Origin of the sequence: Salinivibrio sp. PR919, assembly GCF_001995355.1 — a bacterium.
GTDB lineage: Bacteria > Pseudomonadota > Gammaproteobacteria > Enterobacterales > Vibrionaceae > Salinivibrio > Salinivibrio proteolyticus.
Map to the genome: position 1 here is coordinate 1 of NZ_MUFL01000059.1, position 22,970 is coordinate 22,970.

19 protein-coding genes and 1 tRNA gene are annotated in these 22,970 nt (G+C 50.7%); 17 read left to right on the forward strand and 3 right to left on the reverse strand.

The features are described from left to right. Positions 1-429: 429 nt before the first annotated feature. Together BZG83_RS11490 and rfaH are read left to right on the forward strand one after the other, a co-directional pair. Positions 430-1,485 carry a response regulator gene (locus BZG83_RS11490; RefSeq protein WP_077480671.1) on the forward strand — a complete coding sequence of 352 codons (1,056 nt, stop codon included), beginning with the start codon at positions 430-432 and terminating at the stop codon, positions 1,483-1,485. A gap of 133 nt (positions 1,486-1,618) precedes the next feature. Continuing rightward, entirely contained in the window at positions 1,619-2,116 is a 498-nt protein-coding gene (rfaH, locus tag BZG83_RS11495) for a transcription/translation regulatory transformer protein RfaH (RefSeq protein WP_077480673.1), read from the forward strand. 222 nt (positions 2,117-2,338) lie between these two features. Here the strand turns inward: rfaH and folD are convergent, their stop codons facing one another. Further along, on the reverse strand, positions 2,339-3,196 hold the full coding sequence (gene folD / locus BZG83_RS11500) for a bifunctional methylenetetrahydrofolate dehydrogenase/methenyltetrahydrofolate cyclohydrolase FolD (RefSeq protein WP_077480675.1): 858 nt from the start codon (positions 3,194-3,196) through the stop codon (positions 2,339-2,341). Between the two features lie 296 nt (positions 3,197-3,492). Here folD and BZG83_RS11505 point away from each other — a divergent pair. The 10 genes from BZG83_RS11505 (at position 3,493) to BZG83_RS11550 (ending at position 15,220) form a co-directional block, all read left to right on the forward strand. Next, a tRNA-Arg gene (locus tag BZG83_RS11505) sits at positions 3,493-3,569 on the forward strand. A gap of 345 nt (positions 3,570-3,914) precedes the next feature. After that, a complete protein-coding gene (gene tig / locus BZG83_RS11510) occupies positions 3,915-5,219 on the forward strand; it encodes a trigger factor (RefSeq protein ID WP_077480677.1) in 1,305 nt (434 codons plus the stop codon). A 278-nt stretch (positions 5,220-5,497) separates the two neighbouring features. After that, the gene (gene clpP / locus BZG83_RS11515; protein WP_077480679.1) at positions 5,498-6,121 is read left to right on the forward strand and encodes an ATP-dependent Clp endopeptidase proteolytic subunit ClpP; all 624 of its coding nucleotides are present in this window, start codon (positions 5,498-5,500) and stop codon (positions 6,119-6,121) included. A gap of 265 nt (positions 6,122-6,386) precedes the next feature. Next, positions 6,387-7,664 (forward strand): ATP-dependent protease ATP-binding subunit ClpX, encoded by a 1,278-nt coding sequence (gene clpX / locus BZG83_RS11520; protein ID WP_069590558.1) that lies wholly within the window; start codon positions 6,387-6,389, stop codon positions 7,662-7,664. Positions 7,665-7,808: 144 nt separating this feature from the next. After that, positions 7,809-10,181: an endopeptidase La gene (lon, locus tag BZG83_RS11525; RefSeq protein ID WP_077480681.1), complete on the forward strand. Its 2,373-nt coding sequence runs from the start codon at positions 7,809-7,811 to the stop codon at positions 10,179-10,181. A 188-nt stretch (positions 10,182-10,369) separates the two neighbouring features. Then, positions 10,370-10,642, forward strand: coding sequence for a nucleoid-associated protein HU-beta (hupB, locus tag BZG83_RS11530; RefSeq protein WP_069590554.1), 273 nt, complete (start codon positions 10,370-10,372; stop codon positions 10,640-10,642). A gap of 168 nt (positions 10,643-10,810) precedes the next feature. Next, positions 10,811-12,691 (forward strand): peptidylprolyl isomerase, encoded by a 1,881-nt coding sequence (gene ppiD / locus BZG83_RS11535; protein WP_077480683.1) that lies wholly within the window; start codon positions 10,811-10,813, stop codon positions 12,689-12,691. 170 nt (positions 12,692-12,861) lie between these two features. Next, positions 12,862-13,164, forward strand: a complete 303-nt coding sequence (locus BZG83_RS11540) for a ComEA family DNA-binding protein (RefSeq protein ID WP_077480685.1) — start codon at positions 12,862-12,864, stop codon at positions 13,162-13,164. A 108-nt stretch (positions 13,165-13,272) separates the two neighbouring features. Further along, positions 13,273-13,875, forward strand: coding sequence for a 5'-deoxynucleotidase (gene yfbR, locus BZG83_RS11545; RefSeq protein WP_077480687.1), 603 nt, complete (start codon positions 13,273-13,275; stop codon positions 13,873-13,875). Further along, positions 13,865-15,220, forward strand: coding sequence for an anti-phage deoxyguanosine triphosphatase (locus tag BZG83_RS11550; RefSeq protein ID WP_077455697.1), 1,356 nt, complete (start codon positions 13,865-13,867; stop codon positions 15,218-15,220). The genes yfbR and BZG83_RS11550 overlap by 11 nt, the downstream gene beginning before the upstream one ends. Here BZG83_RS11550 and BZG83_RS11555 read toward each other — a convergent pair. Together BZG83_RS11555 and BZG83_RS11560 are read right to left on the reverse strand one after the other, a co-directional pair. After that, positions 15,217-15,840: a tRNA-uridine aminocarboxypropyltransferase gene (locus tag BZG83_RS11555; RefSeq protein WP_077480689.1), complete on the reverse strand. Its 624-nt coding sequence runs from the start codon at positions 15,838-15,840 to the stop codon at positions 15,217-15,219. The genes BZG83_RS11550 and BZG83_RS11555 overlap by 4 nt on opposite strands. A 65-nt stretch (positions 15,841-15,905) precedes the next feature. Continuing rightward, positions 15,906-17,138, reverse strand: a complete 1,233-nt coding sequence (locus tag BZG83_RS11560; protein WP_069590543.1) for a pyridoxal phosphate-dependent aminotransferase — start codon at positions 17,136-17,138, stop codon at positions 15,906-15,908. 268 nt (positions 17,139-17,406) lie between these two features. On the opposite strand from BZG83_RS11560, the gene BZG83_RS11565 reads away from it, so the two are divergent. The 5 genes from BZG83_RS11565 to menC all read left to right on the forward strand — a co-directional run. Continuing rightward, positions 17,407-18,708 (forward strand): isochorismate synthase, encoded by a 1,302-nt coding sequence (locus BZG83_RS11565; RefSeq protein ID WP_158011458.1) that lies wholly within the window; start codon positions 17,407-17,409, stop codon positions 18,706-18,708. Beyond that, on the forward strand, positions 18,705-20,429 hold the full coding sequence (gene menD / locus BZG83_RS11570) for a 2-succinyl-5-enolpyruvyl-6-hydroxy-3-cyclohexene-1-carboxylic-acid synthase (RefSeq protein ID WP_077480693.1): 1,725 nt from the start codon (positions 18,705-18,707) through the stop codon (positions 20,427-20,429). Before BZG83_RS11565 ends, menD begins: the two co-directional genes overlap by 4 nt. Next, the gene (gene menH, locus BZG83_RS11575) at positions 20,422-21,231 is read left to right on the forward strand and encodes a 2-succinyl-6-hydroxy-2,4-cyclohexadiene-1-carboxylate synthase (RefSeq protein WP_077480695.1); all 810 of its coding nucleotides are present in this window, start codon (positions 20,422-20,424) and stop codon (positions 21,229-21,231) included. Before menD ends, menH begins: the two co-directional genes overlap by 8 nt. Before the next feature lie 12 nt (positions 21,232-21,243). Next, complete coding sequence (gene menB, locus BZG83_RS11580; protein ID WP_069590537.1) at positions 21,244-22,110, forward strand: 1,4-dihydroxy-2-naphthoyl-CoA synthase; 867 nt, start codon at positions 21,244-21,246, stop codon at positions 22,108-22,110. 7 nt (positions 22,111-22,117) lie between these two features. Then, the coding region (menC, locus tag BZG83_RS11585) for an o-succinylbenzoate synthase (RefSeq protein ID WP_158074960.1) at positions 22,118-22,970 on the forward strand (853 nt) is incomplete at its 3' end.

The following is a 22,970-nucleotide window of genomic DNA, read 5'->3' on the forward strand; positions in this document are numbered from 1 at the left end:
CTTACATATAGTTAACATTTAGTCGGAAAGGCTTGAATATGCAAGCATTCACACTGTAGAACGAACAAGGAGTGCTACACGTATAAGCGAGGCATAGATAATGGTAGAGAGGGGGCATAAACGTAGATAACTAATGCACGTTGTGTGATGGTTCTCATGTTTTAGACAGGATTTTTGTCGTGTTAATACCGAGTAGCGTACTGTGATAGAGTAATTGATTTGCAAGCCTTTTTTATGCTGTCGACCGTTGGCTTGAGTGAGGTGTCTAGCAAAGCAGTAACAAAAACTCCATTTTAAACAGCTGTTTATATCCCTTTATCGATTTAATTATCATTATTATCGTCCTGAGAGTTTGAGTTCAACTATTCTTATCGGGTAATGTCGAGTGGGAGACAGCCGCTGCTTTGCAGTCCTGGAGGAGAGAGCATCGTGTTGCATAGTAAAGAAATCTTGATCGTTGAAGACGATCCCGTATTCAGCCGTATGATCGCATCGTTTCTCGAGCGTGAAGGCGCGACGGTGCGTGAGGTTGAAAACGGATTAGAGGGATTGCAAGCGCTTCGTCAATCCATTCCCGACTTACTGATTAGCGATTTATCCATGCCAGTGATGACTGGCCTAGAATTTGTTGAAGAGGTGAGTGTGGAGTATCCCATGTTGCCGATGATTGTTATCTCCGGCACGGGAGGAATGACGGATGTTGCCCAAGCATTGCGGTTTGGCGTGAAAGATTTTCTGATTAAACCGATAGAAGATATTAGTGTGGTCAAAAAGGCCATTGAGACGGTGATTGATGATGCCAACGATGATGTCCGCGCGAATGACGATTTCAGTCAGCAGTGGTTTAAAGTGTGTGAAGATGCTGACCGCGGTGCCTCAGAGAACGAGCTTAAATGGCATTTAGATGCACTGAAGCATAACCCCGGCAGTGCACGTGAGCTTTTAATGGGATTGATGCCTGAGCCAGACTCTCAGCAAGGCGCGTGGCGCTTGTCCTATCATTCGCTCCAATCGGCCGACGCGAATCCGATTGTGCTCGATTACACGTGGCTGATGGGTGGAAAAATGGCCTTTTACGTTGTTGATTCTGCCTCGGCGGGAGAAGATGGAACGGCAACGACATTAATGATCCGGGCATTTTTCAATGAGTTTGTGCGTACCCAAGATGTCAATGAGCGTGGTTTTCTCACCTTGGTGAAGCGCATCGAAGATGCGATTCGGGCTTCATCTTATGCCTCTCCAATCCGAGCCATGTTTGGCGTACTAAATACTGTCGACAATCAGCTGGAGATCTTCCCGGCGGGACTCACCGCAACGGTTGATAGCTGTGGAACAACAAGCTTGTTGCATAGCGCGCACTGGTTAGGGAAAGATGCCATTCATAGCCAGTTCCAATATGTCGATATGGGGGCGGGCGATGCGCGCGTATCACTAAGTGAAGTCGGACTGAACAGCTTCAGTGTGGATATCCAAAGAATTGCATAAAAAATAGTGCGGAAGCCGCGTTATAATGCGGCCTCCAGCCTTGCTGCATTGTGTTAACATCCGTATACTCATGTCGCTGTGTTGCTATGATTAAATGGCGTAGTGCGAAAGCCGATCTCAAGGACAGAACGACATGAAGCATTGGTATCTGCTCTACTGTAAACGCGCTGAACAACAACGCGCAGAGCAAAACTTAAAACGCCAAGGCGTAGACTGTTATTACCCCATCGTCACGGTTGAAAAACTTCGCCGTGGTAAATGCCAGCAAGTTGAAGAGCCCCTTTTCCCTAATTATGTCTTTGCTCACTTCGATCCTGAAGAAGTGCAATATACCTCTGTACGCWCAACGCGGGGCGTGGTCGATTTTGTTCGCCAAGGCGCCCATCCTATTCAAGTTGACCAATCGCTGATCCAGCAGCTTATGATCATGGAAGATAGCGACGAGCAGCGTGAAAAGCTTAATGATGGCTTTAAACCCGGCCAAGCGGTCACTATCCAAGCGGGGCAATTTGAAGGGGCGGAAGCGATTTTTAAGGAAAAAGACGGCGAGATGCGCTCTATTTTGTTGATCAAAATTCTTAATAAGCAGACTGAACTTCGCGTCGACAATCGATATGTGAGTGCTGGTTGAATCACAGAGCACGGCGAGTGACTGGCGTCAGGAGATTTAGGCCTCCTATATCTATGATGTCGGCCGCTCAATGCTATATATACATGCAGATGGCCTGACTGCTATTCCATACCGCTGATGTATTTCCCGGCATAGCAATTGTCTCGAAGCGTCAGAGCCGGAACCGGCGCTGTTGATGTAAAAAAGCCGGCGGTCAGCCAGCTTCTTCTCATCATGACACGATTAGGCGTCGTGGTATTGCTCGCAGGCCATCAAGGTATTCTCAATCAGTGTCGCCACCGTCATTGGGCCAACACCGCCGGGAACAGGCGTGATATGGCTTGCCTTTTCGTATGCCACGTCATAGTCAATATCACCGATTAGCTGGCCGTTATCCATGCGATTAATCCCCACATCAATCACAATTGCACCGGGCTTAATCCACTCGCCGGGAATAAATTTAGGTTTACCGACGGCGACCACTAACACATCGGCTTGACGTACATGCGCTTCGAGATCTTGGGTAAAACGATGGCAAGTGGTTGTGGTACATCCGGCGAGGAGCAACTCTAGTGTCATCGGACGGCCGACAATGTTTGAGGCACCGACCACAACGGCATGTTTGCCACGCAAAGGTACGTTGTAGCGGTCAAGTAAGGTGATGATCCCTTTTGGGGTGCAGGAACGCAGGGTTGGCATACGTTGGCACAAACGGCCCACATTGTAAGGATGGAAGCCGTCGACGTCTTTGTCGGGACGGATACGTTCAAGGACAGAGGTAGCATCAATGCCCGCAGGTAAAGGCAGTTGCACCAAGATACCATCGATGGTGTCGTCATCATTGAGTGTATCGATCAGCGTCAGTAATTCATGCTGAGAGCAGGTTGACGGCAAATCGTAAGAGCGAGAGACAAAGCCCACTTCATCACAGACGCGACGCTTACTGCCCACATAGACCTGTGACGCTGGATCGTCACCCACTAAAATCACGGCAAGCCCGGGCGCACGGCGTCCCGCTTCTTTACGGGCAGCAACACGTGCTGCGACTTCTCGACGCACCGTTTGCGCGATCAGTTTTCCATCAATGATTTGTGCGGCCATAAGTATCCTTTGGCTAAGAGAGCAAAAAACGGGTCGATATTGTGACAAACTTTGGGCTTAAAAGCTATTGCGCAAACGTTTGCTTTGAGTGGTTTGGTGGCAGAGAAACTGTCAAAGTCATTGTGAATCAAAGGTGTTGTGCCAGATATCGCCTTATATTGGTTGGAGGCACACCACACAAAAGGGCTTTTATGCCGCGCGAACTGGCGTGCTTTTGAGCAACTGATTAGACATTTCGGTGAAAACCGTTGACGACGCCTGACCTCGCTTTATAATCCCCGCTGCATATCTATTTTGCGCCCTTAGCTCAGTTGGATAGAGCAACGGCCTTCTAAGCCGTGGGTCACAGGTTCGAATCCTGTAGGGCGTGCCATTTCTCTTGTTCTCGCTAGTGAAAATAGTCTCCCATTTCTGCTCAAAATCTAACCAAACAGTGCAAAAACACAAAAAGATGTGATCTTGCCCGGTTGAATTGTGAGATATCACCCCAATTTCGATATTGAAACGCCATCGGTCGCCCCTTGTCTCGACTCAGTTGACGGGTGCCGCTATAATAGCGCGTCTTAATTTTCAGTCTCGGATGAGATAGCTCGATACGCCAATTGCGTGTATCCGGATTCGCAGGGGCTATGACGGATTCATAGCTCGGATGATGACACCAGTAAAAACTGGTCAACATCACTCAGTACCCCTGAGTAAATTTGAGGTTAATTTTATAATGCAAGTTACCGTTGAAACCACCGAAGGCCTAAAGCGCCAAATGACCATCACTGTGCCTGCTGCAAACATTGAAGACGCAGTCACGAAAGAGCTACGCAACATTGCTAAAAATCGTCGTTTTGATGGTTTCCGTAAAGGTAAAGTACCTTTGAAAATGGTTTCTCGCATGTATGGCGATGCAGTACGCCAAGACGTGCTGGGCGAGGTAATGCAGCGTCATTTCATCGAAGCCATCATCCAAGAGAAAACTAATCCAGCAGGCGCGCCAACCTTTACACCGGTAGAGAATGAAGCGGGTAAAGATCTGGTATTCAAAGCTGAATTTGAAGTGTACCCAGAAGTTGAACTGCAAGGTTTGGAAGCGATCGAAGTTGAAAAACCGCACGCAGAAGTACAAGACAGCGACGTTGAAGAAATGCTGACTACCCTGCGTAAGCAGCAAGCGAACTGGGTTGAAGCTGACGGTGAAGTAAAAGAAGATAGCCGTGTAACGCTAGACTTCACAGGTACCATTGACGGCGAAGAATTCGAAGGCGGTAAAGCGGAAGGCTTCCAGCTAGTCATGGGCCAAGGCCGCATGATCCCTGGTTTCGAAGATGGCTTGGTTGGCAAAAAAGCGGGTGAAGAATTCACTATCGACGTCAACTTCCCAGAAGACTACCACGCTGAGAACCTAAAAGGTAAAGCGGCGCAGTTCGCGATCAAACTTCACACTGTTGAAGCGCAAGAATTGCCAGAGCTAACTGAAGAGTTCGTTCAGCGCTTCGGTATTGCGGATGGCAGCGTTGAAGGCCTAAAAGCCGAAGTCCGTAAGAACATGGAACGCGAGCTGAAGCAAGCGATCAAAAACAAGATCAAAGAGCAAGTCCTTGACGGCTTGGTTGAGCAAAACCAAATCGACGTACCGTCTGCCTTGATCGATCAAGAAATCAATGTTCTGCGTCAGCAAGCGGCTCAACGCTTTGGTGGCAACATGGACAGCGCATCACAACTGCCACGTGAGCTGTTTGAAGAACAAGCCAAACGTCGTGTTAGCGTTGGCCTGCTGCTGGGTGAAGTGATCAAAGCAGAAGAGCTAGAAGCAGACGACGAGCGAGTTAAAGCTCTGATCGAAGAAATGGCTTCTGCATACGAAGATCCAGCAGAAGTGGTTGCTTACTACGAAAAAGATCAGAAGCTGATGGAAAACATGCGTAATGTCGCGCTTGAAGAGCAAGCGATCGACGCGCTGTTGGGTAAAGCGAAGGTTTCTGAAGCCAACGTTGGCTTTAGCGATCTGATGAACGCAGCACCACAAGCGTAAAAACGCAATAAAAAACGTGGGTGTTGTCATTGACACCCCGTTCATGTATCTGCATAAAATGGCCCTAATGACTTGTCATTTGGGCCATTTTTTCCGTCTAAGGTTCTATTCGACTGTCCGCCAATCATGCGATAGCGAAGGTAACTTTTGCTTAGAAAATTGTCGATGAATCATCCAGCTGCGATCAACGACATAACATTTTAGTGACCTGTTACAGCGTTTTATGCTAAACCTTGGTTAAGGCGAGAGTTAACGAATTCGATTAGGGATATTACGCTATGAGCAATCAAGATAAACACGCAATGCCCCCCATCATGGATGCTTTGGTTCCCATGGTGGTTGAACAAACATCGCGAGGAGAGCGTTCCTACGATATCTACTCCCGCCTGTTGAAAGAACGCATCATTTTTCTCACTGGTCAGGTAGAAGATCAAATGGCCAACCTGATTGTGGCCCAGATGTTGTTCTTGGAGTCGGAGAATCCAGAAAAAGATATTTATCTATATATCAACTCCCCAGGTGGTGTGGTGACCGCCGGTATGGCAATTTATGACACCATGCAGTTCATCAAACCGGATGTGAGCACACTGTGTACAGGCCAAGCCTGTTCAATGGGCTCTTTCCTACTTGCGGGGGGGGCAAAGGGTAAGCGTTATTGCCTACCAAACTCACGCGTGATGATTYACCAACCACTTGGCGGTTTCCAAGGGCAGGCGTCAGATATTGAAATCCATGCCAAAGAAATGATCAAAACCAAGCATCGCCTGAATACCTTGCTGGCAGAGCATACGGGTCAGCCGATGGAGATTATCGAACGTGATACGGACCGCGATAATTTCATGTCTGCTCAAGAAGCGGTGGACTATGGCTTGGTTGACGCCGTACTCAATCAACGAGATTAAACCAGACGAATACCCTACATGCTTGGCGTGACAGCGGAAAAGACCATGGCTCGCCGGATTACATCCAAACATGGATGTAATGCTAGAGCGCACGGAATCCGGTATTGTTGCGCCAAGTAGAAAAGGTATACCGCTATGCATTGAAATGAGAGGATAACTTCTCATTCCCACACATGTGAGCGGGTGTCGGGTCGGAAAAAGTGGCCGATTTGTTGTAAACTCAACAAAAGGCAACGATGGGCAAACGCCCCAAAGAGGTTAGCGAATGACAGACAAGCGAAAAGACGGTGGAAGCGGCAAGCTGCTTTACTGCTCGTTCTGTGGTAAGAGCCAACATGAAGTTCGCAAGTTAATTGCTGGGCCATCGGTCTACATTTGCGACGAATGTGTCGACCTATGTAACGACATCATCCGTGAAGAAATCAAAGAAGTGATGCCAAAGCGTGAAGGGGATGCCCTTCCTACGCCGCGTGAAATCCGTGAGCATCTGGATGATTATGTTATCGGCCAAGAGCAAGCCAAAAAGGTACTGTCGGTTGCCGTGTACAACCACTACAAACGCTTGCGCAATGGCGATAAAAGCGCCGACGGTGTTGAACTTGGCAAAAGTAATATCTTGCTGATAGGCCCGACGGGTAGTGGTAAAACCCTACTGGCTGAGACGCTTGCGCGTTTCCTTGATGTACCATTTACCATGGCGGATGCCACCACATTGACCGAAGCGGGTTATGTCGGTGAAGACGTCGAAAACATTATCCAAAAGCTGCTGCAAAAGTGTGACTATGATGTCGCCAAAGCAGAGCGCGGCATTGTATATATTGATGAGATTGACAAAATCTCACGCAAATCCGATAACCCATCGATCACGCGAGACGTATCGGGTGAGGGTGTGCAGCAAGCCCTACTCAAATTGGTAGAAGGGACAGTCGCATCGGTTCCACCTCAAGGTGGCCGTAAGCATCCGCAACAAGAGTTCTTGCAAGTTGATACCTCGAAAATCCTCTTTATCTGTGGCGGTGCATTCGCTGGATTGGATAAAGTGGTTGAGCAGCGTGTCGATAAGGGATCTGGCATCGGTTTTGGTGCAGAAGTCCGAGGTGCAAGCGACAAGTCAGCGGACGAGTTTTTCGGTAAAGTTGAACCAGAAGATTTGGTCAAATACGGCTTGATCCCTGAGTTTATCGGCCGTTTACCTGTCACTGCGGTGCTTAAAGAATTGGACGAGCATGCGCTTGTACAGATTTTGCGAGAGCCGAAAAACGCGCTAACCAAGCAATACAGTGCATTGCTAGAGTTAGACGGGGTTGAACTTGAGTTCCGTGATGACGCGCTTCGTGCCATCGCTAAGAAAGCCATGGAACGCAAGACAGGTGCTCGCGGTCTACGCTCAATCGTAGAAGCTGTGTTGTTGGATACCATGTACGACTTGCCATCGAGTAAAGAGGTAAGCAAGGTGGTGATTGACGAATCAGTGATCCGTGGTGAGTCAGCGCCGCTATTAATATATGAACACGCTGATAGCCAAGCAGCTGGTGGTGAATAACCGCGAGTATTGCGTGTAACCTTATCAGTGGTAAAAGAAAAGGGAGTGATTGCTCCCTTTTTTATTTTCTGGCGGTGGAGCCGTTGAAACCTGTCCAACAGTCCCCATATACTCTTAATCAGATTGAACGGAAGAGAGAAGCATATGAACTTGGAGCGTTCCGAGCGCATTGAAATTCCGGTGCTGCCACTTCGGGATGTGGTGGTTTATCCTCACATGGTGATACCACTCTTTGTGGGAAGGGAAAAATCGATCCGCTGTTTAGAAGCGGCGATGGACAATGACAAACAAATTCTGTTGGTGGCGCAAAAAGATGCCGCCACCGATGACCCGAGCATCTCTGACTTGTACACCGTTGGTACGGTGGCGACGATCCTTCAGCTTCTTAAACTTCCGGATGGTACGGTTAAGGTGCTGGTTGAGGGGATGCAACGTGCACGTATTGACCAGTTTAGCGAAGACGACTTCTTTACGGCGGAAGCCGAGTATCTTACCACGCCAGCTATGGATGAGCGTGAGCAAGAGGTATTGGTTCGCACTGCGATTAGCCAATTTGAAGGCTTTATCAAGCTGAATAAGAAGATCCCGCCGGAAGTGTTAACGTCATTAAATGGGATTGAAGAAGCTGCTCGCCTAGCTGACACCATCGCGGCTCACATGCCGTTAAAACTGCAAGATAAGCAAAAAGTTCTCGAAATTATCGACATCGCTGAGCGCCTTGAATACTTGATGACCATGATGGAGTCAGAAATTGACTTGCTGCAGGTCGAAAAGCGTATTCGTGGCCGCGTGAAAAAGCAGATGGAGAAAAGCCAGCGCGAGTACTACCTCAATGAGCAGATGAAAGCCATCCAAAAAGAGTTGGGTGAGCTGGATGATGCTCCCGATGAGTTTGAAGCGCTGAAGCAGAAAATCGAAGAATCTAAAATGCCGCAAGAAGCTCGAGAAAAAACCGAGCAAGAATTGCAGAAGCTGAAGATGATGTCGCCAATGTCGGCAGAAGCGACCGTTGTGCGCAGCTACATCGATTGGATGATCAGTGTGCCTTGGACCAAGCGTTCTAAGGTTAAAAAAGACCTCGCCAAAGCTGAAGAAGTACTCAATGCTGATCATTATGGCTTGGAGCGTGTTAAAGACCGTATCCTTGAGTACCTCGCAGTGCAAAACCGAATGAACAAGCTCAAGGGCCCCATCTTGTGCTTGGTTGGTCCTCCGGGGGTAGGTAAAACCTCTCTGGGACAGTCGATTGCACGCGCCACTGGGCGTAAATATACCCGTATGGCGTTGGGTGGAGTGCGTGATGAAGCGGAAATCCGTGGCCACCGCCGCACCTACATAGGGTCGCTGCCGGGTAAATTAATCCAGAAARTGGCGAAAGTGGGTGTTCGCAACCCGCTGTTCTTGCTAGATGAAATCGACAAGATGTCATCGGATATGCGTGGCGATCCGTCTTCGGCATTGCTTGAAGTTCTCGATCCTGAGCAAAACAACGCCTTTAACGACCATTATCTGGAAGTGGATTACGACTTGTCAGACACCATGTTCGTGGCAACGTCGAACTCCATGAATATTCCTGGCCCGTTATTGGATCGGATGGAAGTTATTCGTTTGTCTGGCTACACCGAAGACGAAAAACTGAATATTGCTAAACGTCACTTGATTGACAAGCAAGTGAAGCGCAATGGCTTGAAGCCTCACGAGATCACCATCGAAGATTCTGCCATTATCGGCATTATTCGTTACTACACGCGCGAAGCGGGCGTGCGTAACCTCGAGCGTGAAATCTCAAAGCTGTGCCGTAAAACCGTGAAAGAGATCTTGTTGGATAAAGATCTTAAAGCGGTCACAGTCACCGCGGATAACCTAAAAGATTACTTGGGTGTGCGCCGCTTTGACTACGGTAAAGCCGATGAGCAAAACCGAATTGGTCAGGTGACAGGACTTGCGTGGACAGAAGTGGGCGGTGACCTACTGACCATCGAGACTGAATCGATGCCGGGTAAAGGCAAACTCACCCACACAGGTTCGTTGGGTGATGTGATGCAAGAGTCTGTGCAGGCAGCCATGACTGTGGTGCGTAGCCGTGCAGATAAGTTGGGCATTAATAGCGACTTTTACGAAAAACGTGATATTCACGTGCACGTTCCTGAAGGGGCAACGCCTAAAGACGGCCCGAGTGCAGGTATCGCTATGTGTACGGCGCTGGTGTCGAGCTTAACCGGTAACCCAGTTCGTTCTGACGTCGCAATGACGGGTGAGATTACTCTACGCGGTGAAGTACTGCCTATCGGCGGCTTAAAAGAGAAACTGCTGGCGGCACGTCGTGGTGGCATCAAAACCGTGGTGATCCCAAAAGAGAATGAACGGGATCTTGAGGACATTCCTGACAATGTGAAAGAAGAAATCGACACTCATCCCGTGCGTTGGATTGATGAGGTTTTGACCATTGCGTTGGAAAATAATCCACTCGGTATTGAGCTAGTTAAGCCCGAAAAGAGTGACATGCAGCAAAATTAAGCAACGTAAAACGCTGACAGACCGCAAAAGGCTTGTCAGCGTTTTTTTTGCTAGCTAACGTTAAGTCGAAGCCTTGGCCCGCATGGGGTGGGCAAGGAAGCTTTCAACGTCTTTCGTCGATAAAGCGTCTTTTATTGATACCGCAAAATAATGGGATTTGCGGGGAAGTATTGTAAGGGGATGAAAAAGTGAATAAGTCGCAACTGATTGATCAAATCGCAGAGGGTGCCGATATTTCTAAAGCGTCGGCGGGCCGTGCATTGGATGCCTTCGTAGAAGCGGTTTCTGATACGCTGAAGTCGGGTGACCAAGTCGCTCTGGTAGGCTTTGGTACCTTCTCTGTACGCGAGCGTGCAGCGCGTACTGGCCGTAACCCGCAAACCGGTGCAGAGATTCAAATTGCTGCCGCCAAAGTACCTGGCTTCAAAGCAGGTAAAGCACTGAAAGACGCTGTGAACTAATCACAGCGTGAGCCATTGCCGAATTATTCAAGTTTGACTGGGTGTTAGAGCTGCAAAGCCAATAACAACCGCGTATAATCCGGCAAGAAGAGCGTAAAGGCGCATCATTCGATGCGCCTTTTTAGTTGATAAACCACCAGCCCAAATCAGTTGGAGTACCGGCCAGTTATGATGGAACGTATACGCGAAGGCACCAACAGCCTTGCGGTGAAGATCATTTTAAGCCTTATTATCTTTTCCTTTGCTTTTGCCGGGGTCGGCAGCTATCTGGCAGGGGGTTCCAACCCGCCCGCGGCAACGGTAGGCGATAAAGAAATTAGTCGTGCACAGCTTGAGCGTGCATACCAAAACGAACGCGCGCGCATGCAGCAGCAAGCCGGTGAGCTGTTCAATCAACTTCTGGGTGATCCTGAGTATGTGAAGCGTTTTCGTCAAAACATTCTCGACCGGATGGTTGACGATCTCCTGCTTGAACATGAAGCCAGTGAGCTCGGGTTACGTGTCAGTGACGCGCAAGTCAAAGATGCCATTCGTGCGATGCCACAATTCCGTCAAGGCGGACAATTCAACAATGAGCGCTATCAAGCCGCATTGCGCCAGACTGGGTTGAGCGCGGATGAGTTTGCCAACTACGTACGTACTGACTTAGTCCGTCAGCAGCTGCTTACGGCATTGCAAGCCTCTGAATTTGTGCTGCCGAGTGAGCTAGAAAGTCTCTACCGTCTAGAAGCGCAAAGCCGTGAAGTGCGCACTATCACGCTGCCGGTGGATGCATTTGCTGCCAAGGTGTCTTTGTCAGACGAGGAGCTTGAAGCTTACTATCAAGCCAATCAAGACGACTATGTGCAACCTCGCATGGTAAAAGTGGCGTATGTGGAGTTAACCGGTGAAGGGCTGGCTGACGATATCCAAGTCACTGACGAAGACATTGCCGCTTACTATCAAGAAAACCAATCGCAGTATGGTTCTCAAGAGCGTCGCAAAGTCAGTCATATTCTGATTGAAGGGACTGGTGACGACGCCAAAGCTCGTGCTGAGGCAGCACTTGAGCGCTTGAACCAAGGCGAAGACTTTAGTGAACTGGCACAGCAAGTCTCTGATGATACTTACAGTGCCGAACAAGGCGGATCACTGGATTGGATTGAGCCCGGTGTGATGGATCCTGCGTTTGAAAAAGCGGCGTATGCGCTAGCCAACAAGGGTGACTATAGCCAAGTAGTAAAATCAGACTTTGGCTATCACATCATCCGTCTGGATGATATCGATGCTGCGGATATCACGCCACTGAGCGAGGTGAAAGACGATATTCGCGTTGCGCTGCAGCAAGAGCGCGCGGCGGATCGTTTCTATGCTCAATCAACAAAGCTTGCCGAAGTCGCGTTTGAAGATGCCAATGGTCTTGAACCAGCTGCTGCTGCAATCAATGGTAAGGTACAAATCACTGACTTCTTTGCCCCAGAGCAAGCGCAAGGGGTAATGGCACGCCCAGAAGTGCAACAAGCGCTGGACAGCTATGACGTACGTGAAAATGGCCTGAACTCGGAACTGATCGAGCTTTCGGGTGAGCATGCCATTGTGGTCCGCTTGGATGATGTCAAACCAGAGAAACAACTGAGCTTTGACGAAGTGAAGGATCAGGTGGCACAGACCTTGGCTGCACAAAAAGGCCAGCAGCAAGCCCAAGAGCAAGCAGATGCTTTGCTGACACAGCTTGAAGCCAATGGTGCTCTGACTGATAGTGAATATACATTCAGCGAGCCACAAACCTTAAACCGTGTTGCTCAACAACGTGCGATTTCTGAACTGGCCTTTACCTTACCGAAGCCGGAAGCGGATACCTCGAGCTACGGGGTGACTACAGACGAGCAAGGTAATGTGGTGGTTGTGGCTCTGGATAAAGTGATTGATCCAGAGGTGCCTGAAATTAGCCCGCAAAGCCAAATGGCAGCCCGTGTTGCCCGTGCGATGAGCAATATGTCTTTATCAGCAACCTTGGAAGAGTTACGTAACCAAGTGGATGTCAATTACGCGGACTCAGACAGCCAATAAGCGGATAACGGCACACCGCGAGAGTTAGATGTCTCTCGCAGCAAAGTGTGCGAAACAACAAAAACGGCGTAGGACTTTTGTCCTGCGTCGTTTTTCTTTTTTTGAGCGCATGCAAGGCGTGTAGGAGTGGCGTAGGTTGAGAGCGACAATTCACCAGAAGAGGACACCAGATGAAACAGCTACTCACTTGCCTAATGTTTGCTCTCTCTTTGGTCTTGGCACCCACGGCGTGGAGCGCGGATGAGAGCGCGACTCCTGCGGCAGCTCAAGCGCAGACTATACAGGTCAATATCAACACCGCGGATGCAAAAACTCTCGCCGAAAAGTTAGAGGGCGTGGGGCCATCAAAAGCCGCCGCGATCATCGAATATCGCGATGACCATGGCGCTTTTCGCGCACCGGATGATTTGATTAAGGTTAAAGGGATTGGGAGCGCGACGCTAAAGAAAAACCGGGATCGTATCAAAGTCTAAGTGACCCTTACGCGCAAAGGTTTTGCACAACCTTTGCGCGAATAAGGCTTGAGTCTTTGCCTGCCAAGACACACAATGACTCCATAACCGTCAATGTAGCAGGATGCGATGACTCAAAAACAAAGCCACTTTTTTGCCCACCTCGCGCGGATGAAGCTGATTTATCGTTGGCCATTAATGCGCAATGTTTCCGCAGAAAATATCTCAGAGCACAGTTTGCAAGTTGCTTTTGTGGCGCATGCACTCGCGCTTATCAATAACAAGCGGTTTGGCGCAAATTATCAGCCCGATCGGATCGCGGTGTTAGCCATGTTTCATGACTGCAGTGAAGTGATTACTGGTGATTTGCCGACGCCGGTGAAGTACTTCAATCCTTCTATTGCGACCGAATATAAAAAGATCGAGAAAATGGCGGAGCAAAAACTGATTGCGATGTTACCGCCGGAGCTGCAAGACGATTACCGTAGCCTGATTGATTCAGACACGATCGATGCAGATGATTATTTGCTAGTCAAGCAAGCCGACACGCTATGTGCTTACCTCAAGTGTTTGGAAGAGATTGCGGCTGGCAATCATGAGTTTGAGCAGGCTAAAAAGCGCTTAGAGACGGCGATGGAAAAGCGCCGTTCGCCGGCGACCGATTACTTTATGGCGACGTTTGTTCATAGTTTTACCTTATCGCTCGATGAGATCAGTGACGATGGACTTTAATCTTCCTGACGCGTGGCAAGCGCGTCGCATGCGCAATGAAAATAAAAAGCGACGCAATGATAAACGCTCCGTCTATCAGCGCGATAGAGCGCGCATTTTACACTCGGCGGCTTTTCGCCGCCTACAAGCGAAAACGCAGGTGTTGGGGGCTGAACACAGTGATTTTTATCGCACTCGACTCACGCATTCATTGGAAGTGTCCCAAATTGGTACTGGGATTGTCGCGCAACTGAAAGAAAAGCAGCCGACCTTTCGAGCGCTGTTGCCTTCAACCGGACTGATGGAAAGTTTGTGTCTAGCGCATGATATTGGTCATCCGCCCTATGGCCACGGCGGCGAGATCGCACTGAATTACATGATGCGTGAAGAGGGTGGGTTTGAAGGCAATGCCCAAACGTTCCGTATTGTCACTTTGCTAGAGCCTTATACTCAGCATCATGGTATGAACTTAGCGCGAAGAACCTTATTGGGAGTGATGAAGTACCCTGCCTTAATCAGYGCTGCCCATAACGGACAATCGCCCACGCCGGTGACGGACTTTCGGCACTTGAAGGCGCGCGATTGGCAACCTGCTAAGGGCATTTATGATCATGATAGTGCGCGGCGCGACTGGGTTCTCGAACCATTATGTGACGCGGATAAAGCCCTCTTTTTAACCTTTCGTGATAACCAACCTGATGGCGAACACCGCAAAACCCGCTTTAAATCTTTAGATTGCTCCATTATGGAGCTGGCGGACGACATCGCTTATGGCGTTCATGATCTTGAAGATGCGATAGTGATGGGCTTAGTGAACCGAGAACAGTGGCAAGAAGCGGTTGCCAGTGTGCTCGCCGAGTGTGGCGATCCATGGTTAGAAAGCCATATTGGGGAGCTGAGTGAGCAGATGTTTGGCCCTCCTTATGAGCGCAAAGATGCGATTGGCGCGCTGGTGAATACCTTGCTCACGTCGGTTGAGATTGCGCCCACCGTGCAAGATGGGGCACAGTGCTTTCAATCACCGTTACTGGCGTGGAATGCGTTCTTGCCGGATGTGATGGCTGGTGTACTGGAGACACTGAAACGCTTTGTCAGTGAGTTTGTGGTTAAACAGCCAGAGCTTCAGGTGGTGGAGTACAAAGGGCAACAATTGGTGATGGAGCTTTTTGATGCGTTTGCCTCGGACCCGGAACGTCTCCTACCCAAAGATTACCGGCAAGATTGGCTGATAGCGCAACAGGCGGGAGAGTCAGGAATGCGCGTCATTGCGGATTATTTGTCGTCGATGACTGACAGTTTTGCCCAGAAGCTGCATAGCACCATGTTTACCGCCGCCAGCAATGGTCCGCTTTATGCGATTCGCTAGTCGTCCTGCTGGCCGGATTGAGTGTGTGATGCCGGCATAAATGCCAGTTGGCGCGCGATCATGGCCTTAAAGCTTGCGAGCAATGGCTGATAATACTCACTGTCACCACTGAGTTCGCTAAGTGCGGCAAATCCTGCCTCTAGGGTAGACAAGGCGCCCGGCTTGCGGCTTTTACGTATCCTGTATTGGCTTGATTGCATGGTGTTGATGGTAGCGGTAGGCAAGTCATGCAGGTTGGTTGAAAGCTGATACATCTTGTAGGCTTTTTTCCATGTCCCGTCGAGTAAGATAATCCCCCATGGCCGCGGCTTGTCTTCCTCGCCCAACGCCTCGGTCAGTGATGAAAGGGAGCAAGCGTGCTCGCCCGGATACAAGACGGCATAGCGTCGTTCCGATTGCGCGAGTGCATCGTTAAGCGCGGCATGTTGGCTGAAGTCCTCGCCCACCCAACACTGGCAATTATCCAGCGCAAGCGCGAGCAAACAAGCGCTGTTCTTAGGGTGTGAGACCTCATCAGGATGCTGCAGAATAATCACGGGAATGGCATTGGTCAGCGGTGTGACGGCATCGCACACACAAATCGCTTTGGCTTTATGACAAGACGCGCAGTATCGAGACATGATGATCGCTGGTTGAGAACGGAATCAAACAGCGTTTTACCGCTGCTTGATGAAAAACGCAAGTATCACGTAGCCACAGTCGTGACCTGGCTGTAGCCCGAGAGGAAGCGTTCAAAGCGGCTAATAGCCATTTCTAAGTCATCCACGCGAGGCAAGGTGACAATCCGAAAATGATCCGGTTTGGGCCAGTTAAAGCCGGTGCCTTGTACCATCAAGACTTTTTCTTGCAATAAAAAGTCGAGCATCATCTTTTCGTCATTGTGAATGTTGTAGCGCTTGGTATCGATCTTCGGGAACAGATAGAGCGCTCCTTTAGGCTTTTTGCAGCTTACTCCAGGTATTTGATTGATCAGCTCGTATGCCTTATCGCGCTGTTCTAATAAACGGCCACCGGGAAGAATTAACTCGTTAATACTTTGATAACCGCCCAATGCCGTTTGGATGGCATGCTGCATCGGCACATTGGCGCAAAGGCGCATCGAAGCCAGCATTTCTAAGCCTTCAATGTAGCCCCGAGCGTGCTGTTTGGGGCCAGTGACCAGCATCCAGCCAGAACGAAAGCCACAGACTCGATAGGCCTTAGACAAGCCATTAAAGGTCAAACACAACACATCAGGGGCCAAAGTGGCGATAGAATGATGCTGTGCGCCGTCGTAAAGGATCTTGTCGTAGATTTCGTCGGCAAAAATAATCAGATTGTGCTGGCGGGCTATCTCAACCACCTGCAGCAAAAAGTCGCGACTGTATACCGCCCCGGTTGGATTGTTCGGGTTAATGAGCACGATGCCGCGTGTTTTGGCAGAGATCTTCGCCTTGATATCATCAAGATCTGGATACCAGTCCGATTCTTCATCACACAAGTAGTGTACCGGCTTGCCGCCCGACAATGACACCGCCGCGGTCCACAGCGGATAATCCGGTGACGGCACCAACAACTCATCGCCGTTATTGAGCAAGGCCTGCATTGCCATCACGATAAGCTCTGAGGCGCCATTACCCAGATACACGTCTTCAACATCTAAGTCCATCAAGCCGCGTTTTTGATAGTGCTGAACCACCGCCTTACGCGCGGAATAAAGGCCTTTTGAATCGCAGTAACCTTGTGAGGTCGGAAGGTTACGGATTACATCGACCAAAATCTCATCTGGCGCATCAAAGCCAAAAGGCGCAGGGTTGCCGATATTGAGTTTTAAAATGCGGTGGCCTTCTTCTTCAAGCCGTTTGGCTTCTTTCATCACTGGGCCACGGATGTCGTAACAGACGTCATCCAGCTTGGCGGACATCCCGATGTGTTGCATTGACTTTCCTGTTTAGTAAAAGGTGAATATTGTTATTAGGCTTTTTTGGTAACTTACACTATTCGCGGTCTGATTCGAAAGAGATAAACGAATAAAGTTTTACCGATGGCTGTCGGGCAAAAAAATCGACCAAGTTCGACAGAAGACTGATCTAGCGCATGTTTATCCCCGCAGGGGACAGGTAGACTGACAAGCATTAATTACGTGCTACATAAAGCCGTACATGATTTGCGAATAGGACTGCCGCCCAATGCGGTTGGAGGATGTCGTGACTACCTTGATTCAAGCGGCCAATCAGTTACAGAGCCAGTTGGCAATATGCCAAGCTCCCGCTCTGTTACAAGCAGATTTTGACTGGCCGAGTAATCTTTCCCCGATTGCTTGGCTGGATGCCCAACCTGTCTTCCCTAAAATGTATTGGCAGTCGCGCGATGGCCGCGAAGAGGCATTGGTGTTAGGGGCGTGCCGCCGTTTTTCTCAGCTACATGAAGCGCAAGCTTCACTCACGCCACAGCAGCGAATTTGGGGATGTGTGGCGTTCGATGATGGTGCTGGGGATGGTGACTTTTTCCTGCCGGTCGTCGAGTTGATCCGCCGTGATGCGCATTGGCAGCTCTCTGTTAATGTGCAGGCGGGTGTGGATAGCCAAGCGATATTGAGCCAAGTGATCTGGTTGGGGCGGCCATTGGCCCCCATGCAGAGTCAAGTCAAACACGAAAACCATACCCCGACGTATCAGGGGTGGTGTCAATCGGTGACCACCGCGTTGGAGAAGATGGCATCGACATCGCTTAAAAAAGTGGTTTTAGCGCGACAAACACGGTTGACGTTGGATGCTCCCATTAGCGCCGGCCAGTTACTCAGTCACAGCCAGCAGCATAATGCAGAAAGCTTCCACTTTTTATTTGCGACTAGCGAGCAAGATGCATTTCTTGGCTCGACGCCCGAACGCTTGTATCGGCGCCGCGATTGTCGTGTCAGTACCGAAGCGGTCGCGGGGACCGTCAAGCGTGGCGCGACCTTCAGCGATGATCACCAATTAGGTGAGTGGTTGCTACACGACAATAAAAATATTCACGAAAACCAACTAGTGGTTGACGATATCTTGGCGGGAATACGCCGTCATGCACTCACAGTAACTGCCGATCCTGCTCCGCACTTAATGGTATTGCGTCATTTACAACATTTACGCCGCCGTATCAGTGCGATTGTCGGCCCCGGTGTGGACGATACGGTATTGTTAAGCGCCCTTCAGCCTACCGCCGCTGTCGCGGGGTTGCCGCGTGATTTAGCGCGCGCATTTCTTGCTCAATATGGCATTGTTCGCGGACGCTACAGTGGAGCGGTGGGGTATATCTCACAGCGTGAAAGCCAGTTTTGCGTTGCTATTCGCAGTGCGCAGCTTTCAGGCCATACCATTGATCTCTATGCGGGGGCAGGCATTGTGCCGGGCTCAGATCCGGATACCGAATGGCAGGAGCTAGATAATAAACTCACGACCTTGCGCCAATGTTTACCGGATGCCCCAGTGCCCCTCTCAGCTGAAAGAATGACAGGAGTGTGCGGATGACGCTGGCGCTCACCCACACATGGGCTGAAGTGATTATTGACGAGCTTACGCGACTGGGCGTGCAGCACATATGTATTGCGCCGGGTTCTCGCTCTACACCGCTCACGCTCGCTGCCGTGAAGCAAAGTCAGCATCCACGACGCGGCGTCACTTTGCACAGTCACTTTGACGAGCGCGGCTTAGGCTACTTAGCGCTAGGGCTGGCAAAGGCGCATGCGTGTCCGGTTGCGGTGGTTGTCACCTCTGGCACCGCGGTGGCGAATCTTCTCCCTGCGGTGGCGGAAAGCCGCTTAACCGGCGAACCTTTGGTGATCTTATCGGCCGACCGACCGTTTGAATTGGTTGACTGTGGTGCCAATCAAGCCATTGAGCAACCCCGCTTGTTTTCTTCCCATGTCACGCAAACGCTCTCGCTCCCAGCCCCTGAGACCGCCATGCCCTTGTCAGCACTCCTGAGCAAGGTTGATCATCTGATGGCTCAGCAGGCCCAGCATGGTGGCAGTGTGCATATCAACTGCCCGTTTCGAGAACCTTTCTATGGCGAGCGTGACCCCGCGAGTGAGCAATCATTGCGGGCCGGATTAGGACATTGGCTTACTGATGACAAGCCGTATGTGAGCATGATGCCAACCAGATCGCAGTGGCAGATGCCTGCCTCTTGGCAACATCTCGCGTCGCAAGCCAGCAAGGTGGTATTGATTGCTGGTGCGCTGCCGCCCAACGTAGGCGCGCAGGTGGGGCGGTTGGCAAGCGTCCTCGATGCGGTGGTGCTGGCCGACCCACAATCCGGCGTCAAAAGTACGGCGCCGGGGCATGATTTGTGGCTCAACGCGCCTAGCACTCGCGCGCTATTGGATGAGGCGGAGTGGGTTATTCAACTCGGTGGCCGTTTGGTGTCCAAACGGTTAGGGCAGTGGCTGGCCAACATAGAAGTGCCGTACTGGCTGATCACCGATCGGGAACAAGCGCTCGATCCTGCTCATCGGCCCAGTGAATACATACGGTTTATGCCCCAGCAATGGGGTGAAGGCCTAGATACGTTATCGGATGCGCTCACTCAGGTGCAACGGCCTGTAAGCGACTGGGCGCAGGCGGTGACTACAGCGGCACAGATACAACGGCAACACGTGTACGCAAAGGTGGAAGACAGCCTATCCGAACATCGTCTTTTTCAGTCTCTGCCTAAGTGGCTGCCCTCAGAGTGTGATGTGTTTTTAGGCAATAGTTTGACGATTCGCTTAGCCGATATTTGGAGTGAGCTGGTTGATTATCGCGTATACGCCAATCGAGGGGCGTCGGGTATTGATGGCTTACTCGCAAGTGCAGCGGGCGTGCAGCGAATGAACCAGCACCCGATGCTGGTGGTGTTGGGAGACACCAGCGCTTTGTATGATTTAAACAGCTTGGCGCTGTGGCGTGATGCACCAGCCCCCGCGGTTATTTTGATCCTTAATAACGACGGCGGTGGGATTTTCGATATGTTACCGGTTGAGCCATCTTTGCGAGATGCTTACTACCGCATGCCGCATGGTTTGGGCTTTGAACCGRCAGCAACCATGTTTGGCTTGCCTTACCACCAGCCCAAAGACGTAGTGAGTTTGAGCGAAACCTTGCAAGGGGCGTTACAGTCACCCGGCGCAGAGGTCATCGAAGTCAATACGCCTGCAGGCGAGGCAGGGAGTGTTCTGAACCGTTTATTGGCGGAGGTAGCGCATGGCTAGTCGGCTAACCTTTCGCCAAGGCGGAGATCCCAATGGGCCGCGGGTGGTGTTCTTACATGGCTTATTGGGTAGCGGCGACGATTGGCAAGCCGTAACTGCTGCGCTCTCCCATTGTCACTGGTTATGTCTTGATTTACCCGGACACGGTGAGAGCTGGACACAGCAATGTCAGCATTTTGACGATGCGTGTGACGCCATTTTGACAACCTGTGAGCAGGTATGGGGGCAGGAGCCAGCGCTATTAGTCGGTTACTCCCTCGGTGCGCGTTTAGCGATGCATTGCGCTACTTATGCACCCACTCGCTGGTCTGGCGTGTTGTTAGAAGGCGGTCATCCGGGACTTGCCGATAACGAGGCCCGTYAGCAGCGACTCGAACATGATAAGCAATGGGCCACACGCTTTCGTCATCAGCCGTTAGACGTGGTGCTAGACGATTGGTATCGCCAGCCTGTCTTTCAATCTCTTAATGAATCGGCCCGCTGCGCGATGGTTCAACGGCGCTTATCGAATCACGGTTCGGCCGTAGCGGATACCTTATTGGCCACGTCGCTTGGCCATCAAGCCGACTTACGCAGTGCGCTTAAACACTGTTTTCAACACGGGCTCGTCATTGACTACCTTTGTGGTGAGCACGATAAAAAATTCCATGCACTTGCCAAACACTTGCATCAAACCATTGGGATTGGTGTCACGGTGATCCCTGAAGCGGGTCACAACTGTCACCAATCAAATCCACAAGGCTTTGTACACGCATTACTCGCAAGTGCAGCTTTTCAGGGCGTTGCCCCAACCAACCTATAAAGGGGAGATCCTATGGCTATTACGCCGGGTATAACCGAACAAGAACTGTATGCACCCATTGAGTGGGTAGAGGCTGATCAGACATTCAGCGACATTCTTTACCATAAATCGGCAGACGGTATTGCGCGTATTACGATTAATCGCCCCCAAGTTCGCAATGCCTTTCGTCCCCAAACTGTCAAAGAAATGATGCAAGCGCTTGCTGATGCACGTTACGACAGTGATGTAGGAGTGATCATCTTGACCGGTTTAGGCGAAAAAGCCTTTTGTTCAGGAGGCGATCAATCCATCCGTGGTGACTACGGCGGCTATCAAGACGACGAAGGCACCCATCATCTTAATGTGCTGGACTTTCAACGTCAGATCCGTACCTGTCCAAAGCCTGTGATTGCTGCCGTGGCCGGTTATGCTGTAGGCGGAGGTCACGTGCTACATATGATGTGTGATCTGACCATCGCGGCCGATAATGCCCAATTCGGCCAAACTGGGCCTAAAGTGGGGAGCTTTGATGGTGGCTGGGGCGCCTCGTACATGGCCCGCATTGTGGGTCAAAAGAAAGCGCGTGAAATTTGGTTCCTATGTCGGTTCTATAACGCGCAAGAAGCGTTAGATATGGGACTAGTAAACACTGTTGTGCCACTTGCCGACTTGGAGCGCGAAACCGTGCGCTGGTGTCGTGAAGTGCTGCAGCACAGCCCGATGGCACTGCGTTGCTTAAAAGCCGCGTTGAATGCTGACTGTGACGGACAAGCTGGGTTGCAGGAGTTGGCAGGGAACGCAACCATGATGTTCTATATGACTGAAGAAGGGCAAGAAGGGCGCAATGCGTTCAACGAGAAGCGCCGTCCGGCGTTCAATCGTTTCCCACGCAATCCATGAGGTGAGTATGAGGCAGGCACGGATCTACCACTATAGGTTACCGATCCAGTCGGGCGTATTTGTGCGCGACCAGCGACTGGGTGAGCGGGAAGGGTTAGTGGTTGAGCTGAGCGAAGGCGCACGTCGTGGCTGGGGCGAAGTGGCGCCTCTGCCCGGGTTTAGCCAAGAGAGCTTTGCACAAGCACGCCATGCGTTGATTGCCGCTACCGCGGCATGGTGTGATCACCGCCATGTGGCGATGACGCAATTACCGCCCTCAGTCGCATGGGGAGTGAGTGTGGCGCAAGCGGAGTTGGACCAAAAGCTACCGATAGAGGCGACGTTTGCGACTGTGCCTGTCTGTACGGGCGATCCTGATGCGCTCTTACAAGCCTTGAGTGGACCCAGTCAAACGGCATCACCGCAAGCCAAGGTAAAAGTAGGCGAATATGAGGTGGCGCGCGATCGGTTGATGGTCACGACCTTACTGGAGGCTGTTCCGACATTAACCTTACGGCTGGATGCCAATCGGCGTTGGCGGCCAGAGCAGCTAAGCCAGTTTTGGCAAGGTTTGAGTGAGGCACATCAACAGCGGATTAGCTGGATTGAAGAGCCCTGTGCCGACCCCTTGCAATCGCTTCGCTGTGCGCAACAGTTGGGCTTTCCTCTCGCTTGGGATGAGACATTGCGCGATCACGATGACAGTGAATTGATTGAAAGTGAATACGTTTCGGTGTGGGTGCTCAAACCCACTTTGATGGGCGATCTTGCGTCACTGACAAGCTGGATTGATAGCGCGACAACGCTTGGCAAGCAGGCAGTGATCAGTGCTGCGCTAGAATCAAGCCTTGGACTCACGCAGCTATCACGCTTTGCCACTT